The sequence below is a fragment of the Corynebacterium sp. CCUG 65737 genome, assembly GCF_024454115.1.
Lineage (GTDB): Bacteria > Actinomycetota > Actinomycetes > Mycobacteriales > Mycobacteriaceae > Corynebacterium > Corynebacterium genitalium.
This window is the reverse complement of sequence record NZ_JAGPZB010000011.1, coordinates 1-23,546: the sequence shown is the minus strand read 5'-3', so window position 1 is coordinate 23,546 and position 23,546 is coordinate 1. Positions and strand designations below refer to the sequence as shown.

Annotated in this window: 27 protein-coding genes and 1 pseudogene; 9 read left to right on the top strand and 19 right to left on the bottom strand. The window is 63.7% G+C overall.

Annotated elements, in window-relative coordinates:
• Positions 1–8: 8 nt before the first annotated feature.
• The 3 genes from KBX17_RS08960 to KBX17_RS08950 all read right to left on the bottom strand — a co-directional run bounded on the left by KBX17_RS08960 (position 9) and on the right by KBX17_RS08950 (position 2,542).
• Positions 9–635: a dTMP kinase gene (locus tag KBX17_RS08960; RefSeq protein WP_256019479.1), complete on the bottom strand. Its 627-nt coding sequence runs from the start codon at positions 633–635 to the stop codon at positions 9–11.
• Positions 635–2,083: an adenosylhomocysteinase gene (gene ahcY / locus KBX17_RS08955; RefSeq protein ID WP_256019477.1), complete on the bottom strand. Its 1,449-nt coding sequence runs from the start codon at positions 2,081–2,083 to the stop codon at positions 635–637. The genes KBX17_RS08960 and ahcY overlap by 1 nt, the downstream gene beginning before the upstream one ends.
• A gap of 96 nt (positions 2,084–2,179) precedes the next feature.
• Positions 2,180–2,542, bottom strand: a complete 363-nt coding sequence (locus tag KBX17_RS08950) for a DUF4259 domain-containing protein (protein WP_040423400.1) — start codon at positions 2,540–2,542, stop codon at positions 2,180–2,182.
• Positions 2,543–2,765: 223 nt separating this feature from the next.
• On the opposite strand from KBX17_RS08950, the gene KBX17_RS08945 reads away from it, so the two are divergent.
• Positions 2,766–3,701 (top strand): hypothetical protein, encoded by a 936-nt coding sequence (locus KBX17_RS08945; protein ID WP_256019476.1) that lies wholly within the window; start codon positions 2,766–2,768, stop codon positions 3,699–3,701.
• Positions 3,702–3,955: 254 nt separating this feature from the next.
• On the opposite strand, the gene manA is transcribed toward KBX17_RS08945, so the two are convergent.
• From manA to KBX17_RS08915, 6 genes are all read right to left on the bottom strand, one after another.
• The gene (gene manA / locus KBX17_RS08940) at positions 3,956–5,215 is read right to left on the bottom strand and encodes a mannose-6-phosphate isomerase, class I (RefSeq protein ID WP_256019474.1); all 1,260 of its coding nucleotides are present in this window, start codon (positions 5,213–5,215) and stop codon (positions 3,956–3,958) included.
• 67 nt (positions 5,216–5,282) lie between these two features.
• A complete protein-coding gene (locus tag KBX17_RS08935) occupies positions 5,283–6,284 on the bottom strand; it encodes a hypothetical protein (RefSeq protein WP_005286114.1) in 1,002 nt (333 codons plus the stop codon).
• Positions 6,281–7,669, bottom strand: coding sequence for a phosphomannomutase/phosphoglucomutase (locus tag KBX17_RS08930; RefSeq protein WP_256019473.1), 1,389 nt, complete (start codon positions 7,667–7,669; stop codon positions 6,281–6,283). The genes KBX17_RS08935 and KBX17_RS08930 overlap by 4 nt, the downstream gene beginning before the upstream one ends.
• Before the next feature lie 22 nt (positions 7,670–7,691).
• Complete coding sequence (locus tag KBX17_RS08925) at positions 7,692–8,111, bottom strand: type II toxin-antitoxin system VapC family toxin (protein ID WP_256019471.1); 420 nt, start codon at positions 8,109–8,111, stop codon at positions 7,692–7,694.
• Complete coding sequence (locus KBX17_RS08920; RefSeq protein WP_005286123.1) at positions 8,111–8,350, bottom strand: type II toxin-antitoxin system Phd/YefM family antitoxin; 240 nt, start codon at positions 8,348–8,350, stop codon at positions 8,111–8,113. Before KBX17_RS08920 ends, KBX17_RS08925 begins: the two co-directional genes overlap by 1 nt.
• Positions 8,351–8,416: 66 nt before the next feature.
• Entirely contained in the window at positions 8,417–8,881 is a 465-nt protein-coding gene (locus tag KBX17_RS08915) for a DUF3499 domain-containing protein (protein WP_083770202.1), read from the bottom strand.
• A 233-nt stretch (positions 8,882–9,114) separates the two neighbouring features.
• Between KBX17_RS08915 and KBX17_RS08910 the strand changes: the two genes are divergently transcribed.
• Positions 9,115–9,537 carry a metallopeptidase family protein gene (locus tag KBX17_RS08910; protein ID WP_083770338.1) on the top strand — a complete coding sequence of 141 codons (423 nt, stop codon included), beginning with the start codon at positions 9,115–9,117 and terminating at the stop codon, positions 9,535–9,537.
• Here the strand turns inward: KBX17_RS08910 and KBX17_RS08905 are convergent, their stop codons facing one another.
• From KBX17_RS08905 to KBX17_RS08895, 3 genes are all read right to left on the bottom strand, one after another.
• Positions 9,538–9,828: a WhiB family transcriptional regulator gene (locus KBX17_RS08905; protein WP_370687010.1), complete on the bottom strand. Its 291-nt coding sequence runs from the start codon at positions 9,826–9,828 to the stop codon at positions 9,538–9,540.
• Positions 9,829–10,162: 334 nt separating this feature from the next.
• On the bottom strand, positions 10,163–11,251 hold the full coding sequence (locus KBX17_RS08900) for a sugar phosphate nucleotidyltransferase (protein ID WP_005286134.1): 1,089 nt from the start codon (positions 11,249–11,251) through the stop codon (positions 10,163–10,165).
• Positions 11,252–11,336: 85 nt separating this feature from the next.
• Positions 11,337–12,215: a glycosyltransferase family 2 protein gene (locus tag KBX17_RS08895; protein ID WP_256004406.1), complete on the bottom strand. Its 879-nt coding sequence runs from the start codon at positions 12,213–12,215 to the stop codon at positions 11,337–11,339.
• A 90-nt stretch (positions 12,216–12,305) separates the two neighbouring features.
• Here KBX17_RS08895 and KBX17_RS08890 point away from each other — a divergent pair, with 90 nt between their 5' ends.
• A complete protein-coding gene (locus tag KBX17_RS08890) occupies positions 12,306–13,916 on the top strand; it encodes an LCP family protein (protein ID WP_256019469.1) in 1,611 nt (536 codons plus the stop codon).
• 179 nt (positions 13,917–14,095) lie between these two features.
• Positions 14,096–14,788, top strand: coding sequence for a TIGR03089 family protein (locus KBX17_RS08885; protein WP_255994548.1), 693 nt, complete (start codon positions 14,096–14,098; stop codon positions 14,786–14,788).
• A 10-nt stretch (positions 14,789–14,798) separates the two neighbouring features.
• Here the strand turns inward: KBX17_RS08885 and KBX17_RS08880 are convergent, their stop codons facing one another.
• The 3 genes from KBX17_RS08880 to KBX17_RS08870 are packed head-to-tail and all read right to left on the bottom strand — an operon-like array spanning position 14,799 to position 16,962.
• The gene (locus KBX17_RS08880) at positions 14,799–15,284 is read right to left on the bottom strand and encodes a YdcF family protein (protein WP_005286144.1); all 486 of its coding nucleotides are present in this window, start codon (positions 15,282–15,284) and stop codon (positions 14,799–14,801) included.
• A complete protein-coding gene (gene purE, locus KBX17_RS08875; protein WP_255994546.1) occupies positions 15,277–15,780 on the bottom strand; it encodes a 5-(carboxyamino)imidazole ribonucleotide mutase in 504 nt (167 codons plus the stop codon). The genes KBX17_RS08880 and purE overlap by 8 nt, the downstream gene beginning before the upstream one ends.
• The gene (locus tag KBX17_RS08870; RefSeq protein ID WP_256019468.1) at positions 15,781–16,962 is read right to left on the bottom strand and encodes a 5-(carboxyamino)imidazole ribonucleotide synthase; all 1,182 of its coding nucleotides are present in this window, start codon (positions 16,960–16,962) and stop codon (positions 15,781–15,783) included.
• A 247-nt stretch (positions 16,963–17,209) separates the two neighbouring features.
• On the opposite strand from KBX17_RS08870, the gene budA reads away from it, so the two are divergent.
• On the top strand, positions 17,210–17,935 hold the full coding sequence (budA, locus tag KBX17_RS08865) for an acetolactate decarboxylase (RefSeq protein WP_256019466.1): 726 nt from the start codon (positions 17,210–17,212) through the stop codon (positions 17,933–17,935).
• 197 nt (positions 17,936–18,132) lie between these two features.
• Positions 18,133–18,939, top strand: coding sequence for a hypothetical protein (locus tag KBX17_RS08860; RefSeq protein ID WP_005286156.1), 807 nt, complete (start codon positions 18,133–18,135; stop codon positions 18,937–18,939).
• Here KBX17_RS08860 and KBX17_RS08855 read toward each other — a convergent pair.
• A complete protein-coding gene (locus KBX17_RS08855) occupies positions 18,936–19,373 on the bottom strand; it encodes a hypothetical protein (protein WP_256019465.1) in 438 nt (145 codons plus the stop codon). The two genes, KBX17_RS08860 and KBX17_RS08855, sit on opposite strands and share 4 nt — an antisense overlap.
• Before the next feature lie 10 nt (positions 19,374–19,383).
• The gene (locus tag KBX17_RS08850; protein ID WP_256019463.1) at positions 19,384–20,115 is read right to left on the bottom strand and encodes a biotin--[acetyl-CoA-carboxylase] ligase; all 732 of its coding nucleotides are present in this window, start codon (positions 20,113–20,115) and stop codon (positions 19,384–19,386) included.
• A gap of 163 nt (positions 20,116–20,278) precedes the next feature.
• On the opposite strand from KBX17_RS08850, the gene KBX17_RS08845 reads away from it, so the two are divergent.
• Positions 20,279–20,713: a DUF488 family protein gene (locus tag KBX17_RS08845; protein ID WP_005286164.1), complete on the top strand. Its 435-nt coding sequence runs from the start codon at positions 20,279–20,281 to the stop codon at positions 20,711–20,713.
• Between the two features lie 23 nt (positions 20,714–20,736).
• On the opposite strand, the gene KBX17_RS08840 is transcribed toward KBX17_RS08845, so the two are convergent.
• Positions 20,737–21,156: a low molecular weight phosphatase family protein gene (locus KBX17_RS08840; protein ID WP_256019462.1), complete on the bottom strand. Its 420-nt coding sequence runs from the start codon at positions 21,154–21,156 to the stop codon at positions 20,737–20,739.
• A 12-nt stretch (positions 21,157–21,168) separates the two neighbouring features.
• Positions 21,169–22,290, bottom strand: a complete 1,122-nt coding sequence (arsB, locus tag KBX17_RS08835; protein ID WP_256019460.1) for an ACR3 family arsenite efflux transporter — start codon at positions 22,288–22,290, stop codon at positions 21,169–21,171.
• 81 nt (positions 22,291–22,371) lie between these two features.
• Here arsB and KBX17_RS08830 point away from each other — a divergent pair, with 81 nt between their 5' ends.
• Positions 22,372–22,713 carry a helix-turn-helix transcriptional regulator gene (locus tag KBX17_RS08830; RefSeq protein ID WP_256019459.1) on the top strand — a complete coding sequence of 114 codons (342 nt, stop codon included), beginning with the start codon at positions 22,372–22,374 and terminating at the stop codon, positions 22,711–22,713.
• A 232-nt stretch (positions 22,714–22,945) separates the two neighbouring features.
• A pseudogene (locus KBX17_RS08825) lies at positions 22,946–23,342 on the top strand (hypothetical protein); the annotation flags it as partial.
• Positions 23,343–23,546 lie beyond the last annotated feature (204 nt).

Here is a 23,546-nt window from a genome sequence, read left to right as displayed (position 1 = left end):
GTTACTCCTTAGCGCAGGTGCCCAATCACTTCCATAATAGGCGCTGCATCAGTGGCACGGACCCACTGACTCTCCCAGTTCGTCTCCGCCATTTCCGCATACGCCGCGTACGTCGCGTCCTGCAGGGAGGCATCGCGTTCATAGCGGTCGCGGGTCCGCGAAGCGTCCGCCTGTTCGCGGGATCGTGCCCGCGCCCGCGCAGTGTCCGGCGCGGTGTCCACGAGCACCTGCAGGGCGGGTCGGGGCAGCCCGAGGCGATCGAATTCGAGCTCGGCGATCCACGCGCGGTCGTCGATACGCCCCGTGCGCGCCGACGTGTACGCCGCATTCGAGGCGACGTAGCGGTCGAGCAGGAGCACATCGCTTGGCGACGACGCCCACTGCCACAGCTCCCCGACCACCCCGTACCGGTCGAGGGCGAACATGACGGCCATGCCGTGGGCGGAGTCGGTGAGGTCGCCCATCTTGCCGTGCAGTGCGTCGGCCGCGAGCTGGGCGTGGAGAGACTCGTTGTAACGCGGGAACGCCATGGTCGCCGCGCTGTCGATCCTGTCGGTGGCCCCGAGTTCGCGGATCAGTTTTTGGACCAGCGTGTTCTTGCCGGCGCCGTCGATGCCCTCGAGTGCGACAATCATTAGTAGCGGTAGTGCTCGGGCTTGAACGGGCCGGCGACGTCGACGCCGATGTACTCCGCCTGTTCCTTGGTCAGCTCAGTGAGGTGGCCGCCCAAGCCTTCGACGTGGATGCGCGCGACCTTCTCGTCGAGGATCTTCGGCAACAGGTAAACCTGGTTTTCGTAGTTGTCGGTGTTGGTGAACAGTTCAATCTGCGCGATGGTCTGGTCCGCGAACGAGTTGGACATGACAAACGACGGGTGGCCGGTCGCGTTGCCCAGGTTGAGCAGGCGCCCCTCAGACAAGACGATGATGGAGTTGCCCGACGGCAGCGTGAACAGGTCCACCTGGGGCTTGATGCTCTCGCGGGTGACATCATCGCGGTGCAGCAGGGATGCCATGTCGATCTCGTTGTCGAAGTGGCCGATGTTGCCCAGGACAGCGTGATCCTTCATCTTCATCATGTCGTCGAAACCGATGATGCCCAGGTTGCCGGTCGCGGTGATGACGATGTCCGCATCACCAATCGCCTCATCGACCGTGACCACCTTGAAGCCGTCCATGAGCGCCTGGAGCGCGTTGATCGGGTCAATCTCCGTGACAGACACGATCGCACCCTGGCCGTCGAGTGCTTCAGCCACACCCTTGCCCACGTCGCCGTAACCGCAGACAAGGGCCTTTTTGCCGCCGATGAGCATGTCGGTGCCGCGGTTGAGGCCGTCGATGACGGAGTGGCGGGTGCCGTAGCGGTTGTCGAACTTCGACTTGGTCACCGCGTCGTTGACGTTCATCGCCGGGAACGGCAGCGTGCCCTCATTGGCGAAGTGGTACAGGCGGTGAACGCCGGTGGTGGTCTCTTCGGTGACTCCCTTGACTTGCTCTGCCGTGCGGGTCCACTTGTTCGGCTCTTCAGCCAGGGTGTCGCGCAGCATGTTGAAGAAGGAGATCTGCTCGTCCGAATCGGTCTCATCAGTAGACGGCACGGCGCCGGCGTTCTCGAACTCAGCGCCCTTGATCACGGCGGAGGTGGCGTCGCCGCCGTCATCCAGAATCATGTTCGGGAAGATGGCCTCCCCGTAGCGTTCGCCCCAGCTGAAGATCTGCTTCATGCACCACCAGTACTCGTCCAGGGTCTCGCCCTTCCAGGCAAACACTGGCACACCCTGCGGGTTCTCCGGGGTGCCGTCCTTGCCCACGACGATCGCCGCGGCAGCCGCATCTTCGGTGGAGAAGATGTTGCAGGAGGCCCAGCGGACTTCCGCGCCCAGGTGCGTCAGCGTCTCAATGAGCACAGCCGTTTGCGTGGTCATGTGGATCGCACCAGCAATGCGCGCGCCTTTGAGCGGCTGCTCCTCCTCGTACTCGCGCCGCAGCTGCATCAACCCCGGCATCTCGTGCTCAGCCAGCTCAATCTGCTTACGGCCTGCCTCGTGCAGGGAAAGATCAGCGACCTTGAAGTCCAGATCCATGGTGGGGGTTCTCCTTATTGTCTGCAGTGTCTCGCGTCTCAGCGTCTCAGCGTCTCAGTGACTCAGCACGAGAATACGGGGTCATTCCCCAGCCCCTTAGGAGAGGGCTTCGATGAACTGGTCCACGTCGTACTCAGTGTCGCTCGCGGCGAGGTCTTCGAGGATGGCAACTGCAGCGTCGACAAGCTTTTCATCGAGCTCCGCGGACGTCGTACGCAAAAACGGGTAGGAATCCGCGATGTCCCCTGCGGAGAACGGCGCGCCCGCCCAAATCGCGGCGACCGTGGCTGCAGCCTGGCCGTTGAGGAGCTCATCCTCAGACGCGTTGTCGCGGTCGACGGCGAGCAGGCAAGCATCACGCACTGCCTCCATTCGCTCGTCGGCATCAAGGGAGGCCAGTTCGTCGAGGAAGTCGACGTTGACATCCTTATTGAAGATCGCGGTATCCCACGTGCTCATGCCTTGCTCCTTACCCTTCACATCTGCTCAAGTTCGCCCCTATACAGCGCTTTTCAGAATCTACTACTAGCGCTTGGCAGGCTGCCTGTCTACAAGAACCAGGCAACGCGCGGGAAATTGGGTCTAGCCTAGCCTACATTTCCATGGTAACTTGTTACCGAGTTGTTATTGATCAGCAACAACGCGGGGACATTGCGCGACACAATGAGCGAAGGAGGATGTCATGGAGCTGACCAAACGCCGTTTCGCCGTCTACATGGCATCCGGTCTTGCCTTGGCGCTGCTCCTCGGGCTCGCAGTGTGGAAGATCCCCAGCCCCAGCATGAACATGCGTTCCGACGACACTGAGATCGCCGGCCAACCCGTCGCCAAAACTGGCGATGAAGAAGCCGCAGCAAGCACCGACCCCATATCCATGACCGAGGACCTCCAAGCCTCCGAGAGTGGTTCACGTGCAGCCACGGAAGATCGCGCAGATTCTAACTACGCAGCCGACCCGCTCGCCCCGCCCAACGCTCGGCTCGACGGCGCGCGCGAGGACGGTAGTGAAACCAGCTACTACCGCCCCACCAACGCCGCCCCGAGCCCGCGAAACAACGGCAACGCCGATGAGAGCACGAACGGAAAGAACGGTTCCCGCACCCCGAGCCAGACCCCGCGATCCGGCCAGGCCAACCAGTCCCGTTCTAACTCTGATTCCCAGCCCGAGTCACGCCCAACCACCCGCGGCAACGGCGAGACCACCCGTCCGGAGCGCCCGCAGGACCCCGGCACCGCACCGGCGACTGTTCCGAACGAGAACTACGAGCCCGCACCGCGTCCGGACTCCACCAACGACCAAACTCCGCAGCCTGCGGACCAGCCCGCTTCGCCTGCCGACGACAACGCCACACCGCAGGGCGGCAACGCAACACCGCAAGGCGACAACCCTGCGCCTCAGAGTGGCAACGCCACACCCCAGGGCGGTAATGCTGCACCTCAGGGCGGTAACCCCACGGTCCAGAGCGGAAACGCTTCTCCGCAGGGCGGTAACCCCACGGTCCAGAGCGGAAACGCTGCACCACAGAGCGGCCAGGTCAGCGAGCAGCGCTCCGAAGACCCCTTCTCCGCTGCAACTCGCGAAGAGCGCGCAGGCAGCGAGAGCCAAGTACAGGAGTAGCTCGGGGCCTAGCGCTCGGATCAGCCTGGCCTTAAAGTGCGATCCCTCGCAGCTGCCACCCCTCTAACCCGCTTCCAGCGGCGTTGCGCGCAAAGCGTGCGCAAAACTTTACATGCGTGATTCTTTATGGTTTCAAACACGCAGGTAGTGAATTTCTATCGCTCTACCAGTATCTGGCGGATGTCAACTTTTGCGCAGATGCTCACCCCTTCCAGCCCGGCGACCCCGTCGGGTGGCGTCTCACAGTCGGTATCTCAGAGAGCCACTCGCGCGTAGAAGACCTCAGCCACCTCGTGGCCGGCAGCGCGAACAGAGAAAGGCCCGTCATCGGCCGGGATCCATGCGGCTGAGCCAGCTTTGAGGTCAATGGCCTCGCCAGAACCGCACGTGACAGCACCCTTTGTGCACAGAAGAATGCCGGGACCCGCACCGGAACCTGCACCCGGACCCGCACCGGCATCAGAGCCGGCACCGCCGTCGCCCACCTGCAACGCTCCTGCGCTGGGGTAGAGCCGGTGCCGGGTGAGCACGAAATCCTCAATCGGGACGGGATACTCGGTGGCCTCACCGTAGGGGGCGGTTGAGGTGCTGGTGGCGATGCGCGGGTCGGCTTGGGTGGTGAAGTCGCAAATCCGCACGAGCTCAGGGACGTCGACGTGCTTGGAGGTCAACCCGCCACGCAGGACGTTGTCGGAGCTGGCCATGATCTCGACGGCCATGCCGCTGATGTAGGCGTGGAGCCGCCCAGCGCCGAGAAAGAGGGCCTCACCGGGGGCGAGCTCAATGTAGTTGAGCAGCAGGGAGGCCAGCACGCCGACGTCACCGGGATAGCGGTCGTTGAGCTCGATGAAGCAGGCCATCGCCTCAACCATCCACGCTTCCGCTTCAGGTGAGGGGGATTGGGCGGAGGCGTATATAGCGTCGATAAGCTCGAGGCGTTTTGCGCGCGGCAGCGAAATCCACGTGGTGAACAGGGCGCGCAGCCCCTCTTCCTCGTTGTCCGAGTGGAGGAAGGGCGCGTAGCGGTTCAGCGGGGCGCAGTCGAGGTGCTCGATCAACGCGAGGGTGTCAGCGACGGGGCGCAGACCAGCCAACGCGCGGAACGGGGTCAGCGCGACAAGGAGCTCAGGCTTGTGGTTGGGATCCTTGTAATTCCGCTTGGCGCTGCTCAGCGGGATACCGGCGGCGTTCTCCGCGTCGAAACCAGCCTGCGCCTGCGCGCTGTCCGGGTGCGCTTGGACGGACAGGGGCGCTTCTGCCGCGAGGATCTTCAGAAGGAATGGCAGCTGGGCGCCGAAGCGGGACTCCACCGCAGCCCCCAGGGCGGATGTCGGATCGGTGGAGATGAGGGAGTCAAGACCGGTGCCGTCAACGAGCGACGGCGCTGTGCGGTGGGCACCGAACCACAGTTCTGCTTCGGGTTGCGCCGTTGGCGCCGGCTCGCCGCGCAGCTGGGCCAGCATTGTTTTGGAGCCCCAGGGGTAAGTCTGCAGGGCTGGAGTGATCAGTTTCACGGTCGCTCCCCTACTATCTTGTCAGCTCAATGATAGAGCGCGCACGGCCCGTTCACGGGCGGTCCAGCTAGGAATCGTCTGAGAGCGCCGCAGCGGCGTGGGCGCGCACAATCAAGCACAGTGCCTGCGCAAACGAGCCAGCAGCAGCCGACCTCTCTGCTCGCCCACAGGCCAGCCGCGCATCGTCCTCGCCCCACACGATCGTGCCCACGGACACCACCGGGCCGTCTAGGTAGGGGTCGTGGAAGATGTCGTCCGCAGGGCTCGAGGTCTCCTCCAGCGCGCCAGCAAGCTCATGCTTATCGACGAATCCTCCCGCCAACCCCTTCACCGACCACAACACCGCAGCCACCTCGGCCACCACTGCCCCGGTACGCGTGTAGCCGGTGTGCATGATCCGCTTGCCCGCCACGAACTCGCGCAGCTGGCGGGCCAGGTTGGTCGTCGCGTCGCGTTCGGGTGAGAGCTGGCGCAGTTCCTCATCGACGTCGTCGGCTGCTGCGGAGAGTTCAGCCACCTCATGCGGCAATGCCCCCTCCAGCGTCTGCAGCACAGCTGTTACAGCCGCGATGGTGCGCAGCGGCGACGCCCCGAGCGTGGTCGGCGGGGCGGGGAGGACCACGGTGGAATCAGGCGCGTCCTCGACAACGGGCCCCGTCTGCGGCCCGGCCAAAACGGTCTCAGCACCACGGCCTGCCGCGGTGGCCATGGCGCGGGTCACGGCCTGTGCATCGGGCGCGTCGCCGACGACCACGACGACATCGAGCGGGCCAACATAGCCCGGCAACTCGTCAGCCACCACAACAGGCCAGCGCAGGCCAGCACCGGCCCCAGCCTCACTATCCTGCCCCGCCAGAGCGAGAGCACACCGCGCCGCTACAGCCGCGATCTGGTCGGTGGCCAGCACCACCACACTGCGCGGGTTCACCCCGGCAAGGTGCTCCAACCGCCCCGCAGCCTCGGCCACGGCGCGCAGCTGCGCACCTTCATGGGCGACGTCGAAGAACCGCACGGTTTCCCGGTCGTAGTGCGCTGCGCCCTCGAAGTAGCGGTTGGAGGGGTCGGTCATGACCGGATGATTCCCAGCACTTCGTCGACCACAGCGTCGACCTCAGCCTGCGTTTCGGCTTCGACGTTCAACCGCAGCAGCGGTTCGGTGTTGGACGCGCGGACGTTGAACCACGTCTTCGACCCCGCCAAAGAGACGGTCACACCGTCGAGGGTGTCCACCGATTCCGTCCGGTCGGCGAACGCGTCGACGACGGCGTCCATTTTGGCCTGCTGGTCGGCGACCTCGGAGTTGATCTCGCCGGAAGCGGCGTAGCGGTTGTACTGCGCCATCAGCTCGCTCAACGGCTTGTCGTGCTCCGCCAGGGCCGCCAGCACGTGCAGGGCGGCCACCATGCCCGAGTCCGCGTTGAAGAAGTCGGCGAAGTAGTAGTGCGCCGAGTGCTCGCCGCCGAACAGCGCGCCCTTCTCCGCCATCTGCGCCTTGATGTAGGAGTGGCCCACACGCGTGCGCACACCCTGGCCGCCCTTCGCGTCGATCAGCTCGGGCACGGCCTGCGAGGTGATCGCGTTGTAGATGATCGTCGCGCCGGGATTGTCCTCCAGCGTGCGCTCTGCCACCAGTGCGGTGATCGCAGACGGGCTCACCGGGTCGCCCTTTTCATCGACGACAAAGCAGCGGTCAGCGTCACCATCAAAGGCAAGGCCGATATCTGCGCCCTGCTTGACGACGAACCCCTGCAGATCCCGCAAATTCTCCGGCTCCAAGGGGTTGGCCTCATGGTTGGGGAAGGTGCCGTCCAGTTCGAAGTAGAGGGGGCGAACATCTTGGTCCCCAAGCACCGCGGGCACGGTGTGTCCGGCCATGCCGTTGGCGGCGTCGACCGCGATGACGAGCTTCCGATCTTCGGGAAGCGGCACCAGTTCGCGCAGGAAGGAGGCGTAGTCGTCGAGGATGTCGTCTTCCTTGACGGTGCCGGTGGGCCCGTCGAAGGCGGGAGCGCCGTTTATAAGCATCTGAGTGATCTCCGCCAAACCGCTCTCCTGGCTGACCGGTGTCGCGCCCGCGCGGCAGAGTTTGATGCCGTTGTACTGGGCGGGGTTGTGCGAGGCGGTGAACATTGCGCCTGCGCAGCCGAGCGTGCCGGCTGCGAAGTAGAGCTGGTCTGTGGAGGTCAGTCCGAGCGCGACGACGTCGAGGCCCTGGCTGGTCACGCCGTCAGCGAACGCGGCGGCGAGCTCCGGAGAGGACGGGCGCATGTCGTGGCCGACGGCGACGGTCTTCTCCCCTTCTTCGCGCAGGATGGACGCGAAGGCGGCGCCGGCATCGAAGACGAAGTCGCGGTCAACAGTGGCCTTATCGGCGGGCTCGACCAGACCGCGGATGTCGTAGGCCTTCACTGCTTGCGTGACAGCCTCGCGGCTGCGCTTAAGTGGTTCGCTCATGCCTTACGATCCTAGACCGGTGTCAGCGCTCGGGTGCGCGCCAGGGATTGAATACAGGCACACCGAGCTCTGCAAAGTCCTTGACATTGCGCGTCACCACCGTGAGCCCGTGCACTGAGGCGGTGGCACCCAGCAAGGCATCTATCGCTGGCTTTGGATTAGGCACGTGTGTTTGCGCTGCTCGACGGGAGATCTCCAGCGTAATCGGTAGTGTACGGCCCTCGAATCCATCCAACACGGCTTCATCCAGCCAGTTACGCAGTCGCATGGCCTGGACCTCATCTCGACGCGATAGCCGCAAGATACCCACTTCGATCTCGAGCACGGTTAGAACAGAAATGTTGAGTTTGAAAGGGTCCACAGACTCTACCCAACTCAGCACCCCTTCATTGGGGCGGGACCGTTGAAACTCACTGAGAACGTTTGTGTCGAGGAGATACATCAGAATTCCGGAACCCTGAACTCTAGATCTACCCTTTCAAACTCAGCGTCGACTGGATCGCTCATGCGTAGCTTTCTTACAAAGCTCGATCCATCCCCCTGCAGTTTCCGGTATGCCTCTATCGAGAGCAGGACATGCGAAGGTTTTCCCCGCTCGGTGATGACAACAGGACCGTCGAGAGCGGCGCGCTTAGCGGCGCCAACATCATGGTTGAAATCGCGCGAAGAAATCGTCGTCACCGCACCCTCCTTGTAGTTACGTAGTTACATAGTCCACCGCGTCGGGGCTGCGGTCAACGCCTGCCGCTAATTCCCCTCTTCGGCGGCAGCCTCCGCCTCCGGATCCGGCACAATGCTCAAGTGCGCACGGCGGGCAGCCCTGTGTTCCTCGAGGTGCTCCCCGATGCGCTTGGTGCGGTAGACGGGGTGGTTGGAGGTCTGCGGGTTGGTGAAGTCGCGGCCGTCGAACTCGATCGGGTCACGGGTAGTATCCACCAGGCCAGTGGTCACACGCCCTGCCTCAGACACAGCTTGGGCCAGCGCGGTGAGCTCTTCTTCATCAGACAGCTCAATGTTGTCGATGCGCACCATGTCCCACCCCACCGGCGCTGTGATGTGCTCCGAGTGTCGCTGGCATAAATCCCACGCGTGCGGGTCCGGGCTGGGTGACAACGGACTGACAATGGCCGTCTTCTCGGAGTACGCGTACACCAGCGTGGCGATGGCAGGCCGGCCGCACCCCGGGCGGCAGCAACGACGAAAGGTACTCACGGCTCACTAGTGTAAGCGCGCCTGACAGATTTTTGCCCCTCGCCACGCGGCGTGCCCCCATCCTCCCCCGTGACCGGCTGGCTTAGATTGAAGGCATGTCCTCCACCGTGACAGGCCCTGACCGCGAGCGCGATCCGCGCGGCGAGCGCAACGACGCACAAGCCGGCCCGCCGCCTGACCCGTCGTGGCTGCCACCGCGCCGGGACCGGCATGGCCGCGGCGTTCGCGGGCCTATGCTGCCGGTGGCGGTACCCCGGTACCGGACCCGTTCAATGGCGTTCGACCAGCTCGTCTTAGAGGCCTACGCGCCGTTGCAGAACGCGTACTCTACGCAGCTGTCCGGCGTGGACCTGGCTGTAGACACAATCCCGCGCATGCGGATGCGCCGGGATGCTGCGCACGCGAGCGCTTCGGCAGTTCTGCCGGATGAGATCTTCGCGGACGGCCCGGTCCCCCTCGGCCGCGTCCTGCAAGCTGGCGTGGACCGCTACGGCAATCCGACCCGCGCGCGTTTCGTGGTGTTCCGCGCACCCATTGAGCGCAGAGCAAAAACAGCCCGGGAACGTGCCGAGCTGTTGACTACTGTTTTGACCGCCTTGGTGGCCAACTACCTCAACCTGGATCCGCGGGATATTGACCCGGACTTTCAGTGGTAGCTAGCCGATCTGGCGGCGGAGGCGGCGACGCTCACGGTCGGAGAGTCCGCCCCAGATACCGAAGCGCTCATCGTGCTCGAGCGCGTACTCGAGGCACTCGTCGCGCACCGCGCAGGCCTGGCAGATGCGCTTAGCCTCGCGGGTGGAGCCGCCCTTCTCGGGGAAGAACGCTTCCGGGTCTGTCTGGGCGCACAGCGCCTGGTCTTGCCATTCCTGCTCGACGGTGCCGAACAGTTCGTCGAGGGTCATTCCGCCCGCGGCCGCACCGCGAAGAATGGCGTTGTCAACCATGTCTTCCACGCCATCCCCTTTCTGAGTAGTTTCGATCGCACCGTTGGAGACACCGTCTGGAGTCGCCGACTGGAAGTTCGTGGGTTCCGTGCTTTCCGTGTGGAATTACACTAATGCGATTAAAACGGCGGGTGCCAAATAGCGTCAACTGAGATTGACTCTTCTCAGCCGAATAAGAGGGTTTCCTCAGAGAAAGCGGTTCATTTTCCGCGTAAGGCACCACACCAGTCACACCAGTAACACAGGGCTTTTTCCGGGGGTAAACTCCGGGGGTACTACATGTAGTAGGTGAAATAGGGGTTAGCCACTATTCCGCTACTAATTTGGGGTGTCGCTACGCGTCCGGGGAGAAGCGCACACCCAAGTCCGGAATATTCACGCCCGGCCAGATGCGCATGCCTCCCTGCAGTTCACACCGTGCGCCGATCTGCACGCCATCGCCGATCACGCAGTCCTGGATGCGCGCGTTCGCACCGATGCGCGCGCCGGAGGCGATGATGGAATCGCGAATCATGGCGCCTGGCTCGACGGTCACTCCGTCGAAAATCACGCAGTCGTCTAGACGGCAGCCCGCGCCGATGGTAGAGCCGCGGCCGACGAAGGTTCCGCCGACGAGGATGGCGCCACCGGCAACGCCGGCGGAATCGTCGACAAGCGATTCGCCCGTGCGCCCCTCAAGGAGAGGCGAGGGAGCAATGCCGCGCACAAGGTCGGACGAGCCCTGGACAAAGTCGGACGGGCGACCCATGTCGCGCCAGTACGTTGTGTCCACGTGGCCGTAGACGCGGGCGCCGGACTTCAGCAGGCCGGGGAAGGTCTCGCGCTCGACGGACACTGCGCGGCCCTGCGGGATGGACTGGATCACGTCGCGCTGGAAGACGTAGCAGCCGGCGTTGATCTGGTCGGTCGGCGGTGCCTCAGTCTTCTCCAGGAAGGCCTGGACGCGGCCGTCGGCATCAGTGGGCACGGAACCGAACTGGCTCGGGTCCGGCACGCGCACGAGGTGAAGGGTGACATCCGCCTCGCGCTCGGCGTGGGTAGTCAGGATCTGGCCCAAGTCAGCGCCGGAGAGCACATCGCCGTTGAAGATCATCGCGGTGTCATACCGCAGCCGGGACTCGACGTTGCGGATCGCGCCGCCGGTGCCCAAGGCTTCCTCCTCCACAACGTATTCGATCTCTAGGCCGAGGTCGGAGCCGTCACCGAAGTGCTTCTCAAACACCTCTGCCTTATATGAGGTACCCATGACCACGTGCTTGATGCCAGCGGCCTGGATCCGCGCAAGAAGGTGCGCCAGGAACGGGTAGCCAGCAGTAGGAAGCATCGGCTTCGGCGTGGAGACTGTGAGCGGGCGAAGGCGCGTGCCTTGGCCGCCGACAAGAACAACGGCGTCCGTCTGCGCAGGATCAATCGTAGAAACCATGCGTTCAACCTAACCCGATCGATCAAGAAAACCGCGCATTAACCTGTCACGGATCGGTTGCAACTTCATAGGAGCAAGCTCCCAGCTACCCCACAGCACGGGCGAGCAGGGCGCGCGCCTTCAGCCCTGACCACAGCACCAGCCGGAGCGGAGCCTCCCACCAGTGCGGATGGCGGTCAGCCTGGAACCGGTAGGCGGAGTCGTGGTGCGCCGGCGTGGTCACCGCGGAGTACTTCTTCGCGGCGTGGCCCTGGTCGTGAGTGATGAGGGCATCGGGGCAGAACAGGTTCGTCCACCCGGCGCGGGTCAAACGCTCGCCAAAGTCAATGTCTTCGAAGTACATGAAGTAGCGCTCGTCGAAGCCACCGAGCGCCTCAAACGCATCCCAGCGGACCAGCAGGCATGACCCGGACAGCCATCCAGCGCGGCGCAGCGTGTCCATACCTTCCCCAGCCTTGTAGGCGCGGCTGAACGGATTGCCCGGCCAGAACGGGTACAGCACAGCATGGCCAATCCCGGTGACCAGCGTGGGCACTTCGCGTGCCGACGGATACGCCGACCCGTCCGCCTCTAGAATCCTCGGTCCTACTGCCCCGGCTTCCGGGTGCGTCCGTGCGCACTCGATAAGCGCATCGATGGAACCGGGCAGGAACTCCACGTCGGGGTTGACGATGAGGAAGTAGGTGGGGTTGATGTGGCCGGCGTTTTTGACGTCGACAAGCGAGCGCGCTGCGAAATTGATCGCGGGGCCGTACCCGATGTTGCCGCCTGTGGGCAGGAAATCCACGCTGTCGTTGGCGCAGGCGACATCCTGCGGCACCCCGTCGGCGGAACCGTTGTCCGCGCAGATGAGGCGGGTGGGAAACACGGTTGCCTCGGCAAGCGATTCCACTAGCGCCGGCAAATGCCTGCCCGGCGAGTAGGTCACGGTGATCACTGCCAGCGGAGTTTCGGGGTTGGTCACAGTGGGGCAGCTTACCGCGCGCGGGAAGAGTTTTGGCGGGCCCGTACCGTATACTTCTGAGCTAATTCGAGACAAGGGGCGAGACGATTCGTGAGTGAGCACTTGAGGCCTGTGCGCGACATTCAGGCGGCTCCGTCGCGTGCACGGGACATCTCCCAAGCAGGGCACCCGGCCGTCAAGGGCCTGCTGGCCACGTTGTCTGTTGTGCTGCTCGTTATCGCCGGAATGGGCTACTACTCCATCGGCCGCCTGGGCAACAGCCTGTCCGCCTCCGAACTGGACCTGGGCAACAACGACCTCGACGGTGCCGACGGTGCCGTGGACATTCTCCTGGTCGGATCAGACTCGCGCACGGACGCTCAGGGCAACCCCCTCTCTGACGAGGAACTCGCCCGCCTCAACGCCGGTGAGGCCGAGGGCGAGCTCAACACCGACACCATCATGGTCGTGCGCGTGCCCAATGACGGCTCCCGCGCCACCGCCGTATCCATCCCCCGCGACACGTACGTCCACGACGACACCTTCGGCAACACGAAGATCAACGGTGTCTACGGCCTTCACGCGCTGGACAAGCGCGAGGAGCTCACCGCAGACGGCATGGACGAAGGCAAACCCATGGAGGAACAGGTCGCGCGCGCTGGCCAGCAGGGACTGATCAACGCCGTGGCGGACCTGACCGGTGTCGAAGTCGACCACTACGCCGAGGTGGGCCTGCTCGGTTTCGTGCTGCTCACGGACGCTGTCGGCGGTGTCGACGTCTGCCTGAACGCCGCCGTGGACGAGCCGCTATCCGGTGCGAGGTTCCCCGCTGGCCGCTCCACCCTCAACGGCACCCAGGCCCTGGCGTTCGTGCGCCAGCGCCACGACCTGCCGCGCGGCGACTTGGACCGCATTGTGCGCCAGCAGGTGTTCATGGCTTCCCTGGTGAATAAGGCGATCTCCGCCGGCACACTGTCCAATCCGGCGAAACTGCGCGAACTGTCCACCGCTGTGGAGCGCTCCGTGACCGTGGACACTGGCTGGAACATCATGTCCATGGCCACCCAGATGTCCGACCTGGCTGCCGGCAACGTGCATTTCGTGACCATCCCTGTCACCTCCGTCAACGGTGTGGGTGACTACGGCGAGTCCATCGTCACCGTCGATACCGGCCAGGTGCACAACTTCATGGATGAGCTGGCGCGCGAGGAGGGTGTCACAGAGCCAGGTGCAGACGGTGCAGGTGCCGGTGCTGCAGAGTCAGATAAGGACGCTTCCGGAGGCGCCGCTGCTGCCCTGCCGGATACCGTGCAGAACTACACAGCGACGGTCCTCAACGCCGGGGAGATCACCGGCCAGGCCAGCGGCGTGGGTGCCTACCTGTCGGAACAGGGCATGACGGTCGAAAGCGTCAGCAACGCGAGCCCCGGCCTGTACTTCGAGTCCCAGATCCTCGCCGCTAACCCGAGTGATCCGGCAGCGGTCAAGCTGGCAGAAGCACTCGGTGGCCTGCCCATCGTGGCACATGAGACTGTGGAGGCAGGCTCTGTCGTCGTGGTCATCCACGACGATTACACCGGCCCGACCTCCGACTCTGCCGCCGCCGCTCCCACCGAGGTCTCCCAGGAAGAGACCGTGGGTACGCCCGGTGAGGACTTCGGAGCCGCCGAGGTCGCCCCAGAGTTCAACGCCGGCGGCACCGGCCCCCGCTGCGTGAACTAACCGTGTCTGCCGGCTGGAATACTGCTCGGCCTTATGCAATTTTTTGCAACCTTGTGACCAGCGAGTTCATCTGAGCAGTATTCCGGAAAACCCCGAGCAGTATTCCAGCTCCCCGGGGTTACGCGCCCCAACCGTGACCGCGGCCACTCCCCGCCGAGAAAATCCTTACTATGGGGCGCATGAGCTTGCTCACACCCCTCCTCTCCGCCGACCCCGCCAGCCCCAGGCTGACCGTCTACGACGAGGTCGCAGGCACCCGCATGGAGTTCTCGGCGATGACGTTGGACAACTGGGCCAACAAGATTGCCAACATGCTTATCGACGAATTCGACCTCGACCCCCACGATCCCTTCGGGGAATCCCCGACCATCATCGTGGACCTGCCAGTGTCGTGGCAGGCGGCAGTCATCCCGGTAGGCATATACAACGCAGGGCTGAGCCCGTACGTGGACGTCAACCATGAGAAGCACCAGTCCTCTGCGGGTCCGCGACTCGTGTTCACCACCGTTGAGCGGGCGAAGGATTGGGACGGCGTACCGGATGTCGTCGTGGTCTCCAACGACCCATTCGGCCGGGGCGTGGTCGAATCCGGCGGCACTCTCCCACCGGGGCTGGTCGACTTCGGCCCGACGGTGCGGTTCTACGGCGACCAGTTCTATGACAACCCGTACGATCTGAACAGCTGGGTTCTCCCAGTGGACGGCCCCGAGCGCTACCTGGTCCCCGGCTGGACCACGGGCCCGGAATTCGAGCGCCGGATCATGTGCCCGCTGGCTGCCGGCGGGTCCGTCGTGGTCATTGCAGGCGTGGCGTCCGCCGAGCGCGTGGAGCAGATCATGGAGGCGGAAAAGGTCACGGAGACGCTCAGCTAACCGAAACCGGCTAGCGCCCGTAGCGGCGCCGCACGTACTTGCGCCACACCACCCGCGCCGCCGAGTGCGGCGTGGCCACAATCTCGCGGGCGTAGTTCTTCAACCGGGACTTTCCCGGCGTCGGCGCAGCCACCACTGTCACGGGCACCTCGAGGTGCGCCGCCCACACGCGTACCCGGGCGACGTGGAACCCGTTGGTGACCACGATCAGCCGCCGCGCGTCCGGGAACAGAGCCCACGACTGTTCCAGGTTCTCATTGGTGGAGGTGGCGAAAGGCTCTTCGATGATGTCGCGGGCATCGACACCGTTGTCGGCCAGCCACGCAGCCATGACGGCAGCCTCCCCATGACCGGATACGACGACGGGCCGCCGGCCGTGTGACGCGACGTACTCGGTAGCTGTGCGGAGGCGAGCTTCGAGCATGCGGGAGGGGCGGCCGTCGATAATGCGGGCGCCAAGTACGACTAACGGGTCGCGGCCCGAGGTGTTACTCACCGCCGAGGAGACGCTCGCGCAGGGCCTGGTCTTTGCGCTCGACGTCCTTGGCCATGTTCTCCTGGTAGTCGACCATTTTGCGCTGCACCGCCGGGTCGGTTGCACCAAGGATGCGCGCAGCGAGCAGGCCGGCGTTCTTCGCCCCACCGATGGAGACAGTCGCCACGGGCACACCACCGGGCATCTGCACGATAGACAGCAGCGAGTCGAGACCGTCCAGGTCCGCCAGAGCGCGCGGGATGCCGATGACCGGCAGCGGCGTCGCGGCCGCCACCATGCCCGGCAGGTGCGCTGCCCCGCCCGCGCAGGCAATGATGACCTGCAGGCCACGGGTGTGCGCATCCTTGGCGTAGGCGAGCATGCGCTCTGGGGTGCGGTGGGCGGAGACGACACCCACCTCGAACGGGATTTCAAACTCCGCGAGGACCTCCGCCGCCGGGGCGACAGTGTCCCAGTCAGAGTCGGACCCCATGATGATGCCTACTTGCGGTTCCATCTACGCTCCTGTTCCCTTCACGATGATCTCCGCGGCCGCCTTCGCCGTCTCCAGCACAGTATCCAGGTCGTGGCCCGCGACGTTGACGTGCCCCATCTTGCGCCCCGGGCGGTAGCCCTTGCCGTAGAGGTGCACTTTCGCCTCCGGGTAGCGGCGCATGACTTCTGCAACGCGCTCCTCCATCGGCTGGGTTGGCTCGGTCTCCCCGCCGAGAGTGTTCACCATGACGGTGAACGGCGCGGTCATCTCCACCGAACCGAGTGGCCAGTCCAGCACTGCGCGCACGTGCTGCTCGAACTGGCTGGTCACACAGCCATTCTGTGTCCAGTGGCCAGTGTTGTGCGGGCGCATGGCCAGCTCGTTGACGATCACCTCGTCACCGTCGGCGAACAGCTCCACGGCCAGCACGCCGGTCACGCCGAGCTCTTCGGCCACGTTCATCGCTAGCTCTTGGCAGTAGGTGGCCATCTCCGGCGCCATGTTCGGCGCAGGAGCGATCGCTTCCACACAAATGCCGTCGCGTTGGCGGGATTCCACGACCGGCCACGCCCGGATCTCGCCGGACGGGGTGCGCGCGACCATGGCGGAGAGTTCGCGGTCAAAGTCGATCTTGCGCTCCGCGTACAGCGGGGTGCCGTCTGCCAAAAGCTTATCGACGAGCTCACCCGCCCCCTCCCGCGACTTCGGGAACCACACACCGTGGCCGTCGTACCCACCGCGGGTGGCCTTGAGGCACATCGCGCCTTCGACCGAGTCGAAGAAGGTCTCCGCATCCTCGACGCTCTCAATGGCGGCGAACTCCGGGACTGGCGCCCCGATCTCTGCCATCTTGCGGCGCTGTTCCAGCTTGTCTTGGGCGTAAATGAGTGCCTGGGGTTGCGGCTGCACGCTCACCCCGGAGGCAATGAGCTCATTCAAGAATTCATTAGGAACATGCTCGTGGTCAAAGGTAGCGGCGGCGGCGCCGGAGCAGACTCTTTTGACGTCGTCAAGCACTGTGTAATCGCCGATGACCACGTCGCCGAAAACCTGCGCGGCGGACGCGTCGGCGGAGCTGGCGAGCACCCGGGGTTTCAGGCCCAGCTCAATGGCTTCGGTGTGCATCATCCGGGCAAGCTGGCCATCGCCGATCACGGCGAGAATGGGCATTCCCTGGGGGTCTCTGTTCGCTGTGTCACTCACGCTTGTCCACTCTAGTGAGCCTGCCCGCCCGACGAGCGCTGGACCTGCTTTCGGTATGCCACCCAGGGCGGCGTAGGACGCATCCCGAACTCAGTCCCATGCGCCACAGCAGCCACAACTAGGCGCGCGGGACACAATGCCATCTATGTGACAGGGGTGACTCAGTTCGGGATGGGTCCTACGCAGTTCCATGGCGCAGTCCGGCACCCCTCGCCCCCAACCGCCTCGCATGGCTACCATCGGGCCTATGACCACGATTGGCCGCCACACGATTTTCCAAAACTCCCTCATGTCCGCGCTTCTCGACGGCATCTATGACGGTGAACTCACCATCGGCGACATGCTGTCTCGCGGCAACTTCGGCCTGGGCACCTTCGACGCCCTCGACGGGGAGATGATCATCCTGGACGGCACGTGCTACCAGCTGCGCGGCGACGGCTCCGCCACCATCGCCGACCTGGATCAGAAGAGCCCGTTCGGGCAAGTGACCAACTTCGTGCCGAAGATCGTCGCCGACGCACCGAAGGGGATGCGCCGCAGCGAGCTATCCGCATTCATCGACGAGCTGCAGCCGTCCGGGAATTACCTGCACGCTGTGCGCATTACCGGCAGCTTCGACACCGTGACCACCCGCACGGTGACCAAGCAGGAGAAACCCTACCCGCCGATGCAGGACGCCGTTGCCGACGACAAAGAAATCAAGTTTGAAAACGTCTGCGGCATCATCGGCGGCTTCCGCACCCCCGGCTACGCGAAGGGCATTGGTGTGCCGGGCTGCCACGTGCACTTCATCGATGAGGACCGTACCACCGGCGGCCACGTGCTGGACTACACCGTTCATGAGGCCGTGATTGAGCTCTGCCCCGCCACGGACATCGAACTCCACCTGCCGCTGACGGCCGACTTCGCGGCGGGCAACCTCTCGCCTGAGGATCTGGACCAGCAGATCCACGACACTGAGGTGAAAAACTAGAGCAGCTGCCGGTGGGAGCGGAAATAAGTGAAGGGATCCCTTCCGATGCTTCGGTTCTAGGACCGGTATTCGGACGTGACCCCTTCGGCTGGAGCTATCCAAAGGGCCAATACGGCCCCTGTGCTCTCTCAACATAAGATAATAGATCGGTAGTCGAGGAAAATCAAGAGACGCATCGGTTCGAAGGGGGAAATCGGATGCACGGCAGTGAGCACGGCAAGCTAGTTCTGAGCGCGCTTAGTGAAGAGCGCACTGCGAAGTATTTGGCTCAGACGGGAAACAACGCTGATCGGGCTTTGAGTTTGTACAAGTGGGATTCGAGACTATCTGCCGCGATGTGGAGTTTGATTTCGCTTTTCGAGGTCGTTTTAAGGAACAAGCTTTGCGATGCAATTGATGCTTGGAGCGATTCAGTCACTCCCCCTAGCAATAAGCAGTGGATCAAGGAGCCGAAGGACAATGTTCGTGAGCCGCTTTCCAAAGTGAGCGCGTCCATTGCTAACTCAGCTAAAGGCAAGGCAGCGAAAGCCAAGGAGCTACGCGATAGTGGTGAAGGCCTAATTGGAGGGCAACATCCCCGCATGGGGGAGCCAATTACGCGGGATGACCTGATTGCTCAGGTGACCCTGACTCAGTGGAAGGAAAACTTCTTCTACCGCTCCCCCGAAACGCAGCCGGACGGGGAAGTCAAGTTCTTTCCGGATGAGACTCGATACAACGATCTCACAAGGGTCTACGAGGCCATTACTGAGCCGGCGCTTTCTGCGGGCCCCAGACCGATTGATCCCGATCGAGCAAGTTTCTTGATGCACCGGATCAACTTGCTTAGGAACCGGATCGGCCACCAAGAGTCCCTAATTGACATTGACTGCGGTAGATTGCGAAAGGAAATCTTTGAACTTCTCAATTGTCTTGATCCGGCCGTGCTCGAGCACTACTCTTCCAACGACCCGATCCCCGGAATCTTGAGGGACGACCCAAGGAAAAGGAGAGCTTCCAGCTAGAGCAACTGCCGGCGGATGAGCTCCTCCACCCGCTTGGAGCGCCCCACATCGGGGAAGTACACCGGCTGCGCGTAACCGAACACAGCGATGCTCATTCCTCCGCGGTAGCGCCGGGCACCGCGGATCTGCGCCAGCGGGATCGACTCGGTCCGGCCGCGGCCGATGTAGAGGACACGCTTGTTAGTCACCACGAAGCGTTGCCGGCGCGAGCGCACAAGCGGAAACACAAACCGCCACAGCGCGAGCACCGCCCACACCGCCACGGCGCCGTTGCGGAAAGCTACATCCACCCCGTTGACGTCCATCCATCCGATGGCCATCCACGACAGGGCGGTGATGACGATCAGCTCGAGGAAGGGGAACACCAGCGTCGTCATCGGCGGCGCCATGTCCGCCAGGACGACTTCTCCCCTACCGAGCTTGATCTTGGACACGTCAGGGAGTTTAGTTGGCGGGTCGCAGGTGAGTCACGTCGCCAGTGGAGTAACTCATCCCATCCACGACAACTTCGCCATGCTTATCGACGTCGTCGACGACCCCCTCCACGTCGCCCTGCACCGTCGACAAGCGAACGCGTTGGCCGATGCTGGCCGAGACTGCCCTGTAATCGTCGAGGATCGCCGCGTCGCGGTCTTGCCACTGTGTGAGGCGCTCGCCGAGCGCGCGGAGCAGGTCGGTGACAAATGAATCCCACTCAATAGTGATGCCCTCGAGGTTGAGGGCCGTGGACCAGTCTGTGGGCAGATCCTCCGCGCGCCACGCGATGTTGAGGCCAAGGCCCATGACCAGCATGGTGTTGTCGCCGTTGACATCAATCTCACCGAGGATGCCGCAGAACTTCTTGCCGTTCAGCAGGACATCGTTGGGCCACTTGAGCTGGGCGTTCGGTATGATATCCGTCACGGCCAGGCCGGTAGCTAGGCCGGCGAGGCCGACATCCTCGACGTGCTTCAGTTCCACCGCGACCGACATGAGCAGGCTCGCCCCCGCCGGCGCCTCCCACACCCGGCCGAGCCGACCCTTGCCGCCCGTCTGCCGGTCCGCGATGAGCACGTGGCCCGGCTCCCCCGACGCCAGCAGCTCTGTATTCGTCGAGGATGCTGTCTCCACATGGCGCACGTCGCTCCAGTACTCGGCGACCTCGGATTCAATGCGGGCAATGTCCTGAACTGTCATGGGGTCCAGAGTATCGGGACCGCAACCTCATTGTGGCGACCGCGACTGCCCTGCCGAGGCAGTCCATTACGACGAGAACGCACTCCCACCGACTCCGCACTGCGGAGTTCCTGCGGTTTTGCACCCGCTCCGCAACCCCGCCGCTGAACTTACACTGGGCGCCATGTCGGACATGAAGCTGTTCACTGTCGGTTATTCGAAAAAGAGCGCCGAGGAGTTCTTCGACTTGTTGCGCGACAACGGCGTGAAGCGGGTGGTGGACATCCGCCGGCACAACACGAACCAGCTCGCTGGCTTCACCAAACAGGACGACCTCGCGTGGTTCCTCGATGTCATTGTGGGCATCGACTACGAGCACGTCTTGGAGCTCGCCCCGAGTGAGGAGCTCATGCACGCCTACCGCAAGGAGGGTCTGCCTTTCGACGAGTTCGCCGAGAAGCTCCGCAAGCAATTCGACGACCGCAAGATGCCCACCAAGGCGACGTTCGACTGTGCGGCGCTGCTGTGCTCGGAGGCGGACCCGTCCACATGCCACCGACTCGTTGCGGCGGAATACCTGGCGGAGAAATGGTCCGGGGTGGAAGTCATCCACCTATAGCGGACCGCTGACGGGCAGCTCCGTCACTCGCCGAGCACGCCAGCAATCAGCCCACGCACCTTCGCGTCGATGTCGTCGCGGACCAGCCGCATTCGCTCCATGCCCTCAATTCCGCGTGTCGACGGCTCATCCGTCACCCACCGCTCCATCGTCCCGCGGGCATCATCGGGCAGGTCCAGCTGCGCTTCCTCACCGATGACCACAACACGGTCTGCAGTGCGGAGGATCTCCGGGTCAACCGCCTTCGGGTGCCCGTCGGACATGTCCGCGCCGACCTCTTCCAGCGAGGCGGCAGATTCCGCGTTGATCGACGTTCCGGGTTCGGTGCCGGCCGAGTGGATTTCAAGCCGCTTCCCCGCGTGCTTTTCCGCGAGAGCAGCAGCCATTTGGGATTTCCCGCCGTTGCGGACACAGACGAACAGGATCTTGGGAGTAGGTGACATCATGCATCCTTTCTATACCGGTGAACTCGCTGCCGATGCACGCGCGGGCGACTCTTGCCGCTCAGGCAGGGTCGGGTCACCCGGGAACAGCTTGGGCCCGATGCCCCGCATGACGTAGACGAGGCCCACCAAGACCGGGATTTCAATCAGCGGCCCGATCGTACCCGCGAGCGCCTGCGCGGATTCGGCGCCGAAGGTGCCGATGGCCACAGCGATGGCCAGCTCGAAGTTGTTGCCCGCGGCGGTGAACGCCACCGACGCCGACTGCGCGTAGCCCATCCCCGAAACCTTGGCCACAATGAGCGCGACGGCGAACATTCCAACGAAGTAGATCAGCAGCGGCACTGCCACTCGAGCCACCGTCCAAGGACGGGCGATGATCTGGTCTCCTTGCAGGGAGAACAGCAACACGATGGTGTACAGCAGACCGACAAGCGCGAGCGGGGAGATCGCTGGGAGGAATGTCGCTTCGTACCAGTCCCGGCCCTTGGCCTTCTCACCGATGATCCGGGAGACAACGCCTGCGAGCAGCGGTATACCCAAAAAGACTAAGACGGAGGTCACGATCGCCCAGAAGGAGAAGCTTGCCGACGCCGTAGGCAACCCCAGCCATCCAGGCAGGATCTGCAAATAGAACCACCCCAGCACACCGAACATGAGCACTTGGAAGACCGAGTTGATAGCCACTAGCACGGCGGTGGCTTCGCGGTCGGCGCAGGAGAGATCAGACCACACGAGCACCATGGCGATGCACCGGGCCAAGCCCACAATGATCAGACCTGTGCGCAGCTCGGGCTCATCGGGCAGGAAGATCCACGCGAGGGCGAACATGACCGCCGGGCCGACGATCCAGTTGAGGACGATGGAGACCGCCATGAGCCGCTTGTCCGTGGCGATTTCCTTGGTCTTGTCATAACGCACCTTCGCCAACGGCGGGTACATCATCACCAGCAGGCCCAGCGCGATCGGCAGCGAGATTCCGCCGACCTCCATGGACTGCAACGCACCGCTCAAACCCGGGAACCAGTTGCCCAGCGCCAGCCCCAGCGCCATCGCAAGAAGGATCCAGACCGGCAGGAAGCGGTCGAGGAATGACATGCGGGCGGGTTCCCGCGCCGCGTCTGGCTCAGACATAGGACACCTTTCGTATCGACGACTATCAATACGAAATCTAAAACTGTTATTGATCCCTGTCAATATGAAAGAGTGGGAACCATGGCCGCTCCGAATACCCCTCCGACAGCATCCACCTGCTGCTCCCTGAGCGCCGGGTTGCTCACTCTCGCAGACGCCGACCGCTACGCCCAGCTGTTCAAAGTGCTCGCCGACCCCGCCCGCCTGCGGCTGCTCTCCCAACTCGCCGAAGACGGCTGCGGCCCCATCAGCGTCTCCGAGCTCGCAGAGCAATCCGGCCTGAGCCAACCCACGGTCTCCCACCACTTGAAGAAGCTCACCGACGCCGGCCTCCTCCGCAAAACCCGCCGCGGGAAAACCGTCACCCACACCGTCCGCCCCGAGCCCTTCGCTGAGCTCCGCACCGTCCTGCAGATGGATTAGCCAGCCATCCGAACGACCACATCCACGCCGGCCACCACGACCCTAGGGACTCCGCACTGCGGAGTTCCTAGGGTTTTACGCGTGGGCGCTACATTCCCGCCGATCGCATAGCGGACCGAGCGGTCTACACGCCAAGACCGCACCTGAATTTAAACCCTGGCCATGAAAGACCAGCGCACATAGTGTGGAATTCACTCAACCGAACCCGACGTAGACTGAAAGGTCTATTTTCATGGCTGACATCCCCCTGATCACACTGACCGACAAAGACCGCGAAAACCTCGACCGCTTAGCCCAGTTCCCTCTTTTAGACGCCATCAACGGCCGTCGCTCCCGCCGCTTCCCTCTCGGCGGCCACGTGCCGGCCGGACCACTGGCATATCAGAGCAAGCACGACATCCAGCCGCTCAGCGATCTCGAGCGAGCAATCGTTCTGGCGACCGTCGCTGGCGTGACGGGCTGGCACCACAGCATCACGCACCACCCGGGTTACGCGCCGAAACTGCCGGACTATTCGGGCAGCGCCGCCGGCCGCACGTTCCCGTCAGCGGCTGGCTTCCACATCGCTGACTTCTTCTTCACCGACGAGTCCGGCACCTACGCTCTGTCCACGCGCGACGCGACGCCGGAGGTCCCTTTCAACGAGAACGAGGGCTTCACCGAAGCCCGTCTCAACTCCGTCCTACGTCGAGTGCGAAAGCTTAGCGACGACCGCCTCTGGATCCCCCGCGAAGAGCCCTACCTCGAGGGACACAAGGCGGATTCTAGGGGTCGTTGCAACATTTCCTAGCTTTCAGCTAAACCTAACAGCTCCGCCATCCGCTCCGCAGGAG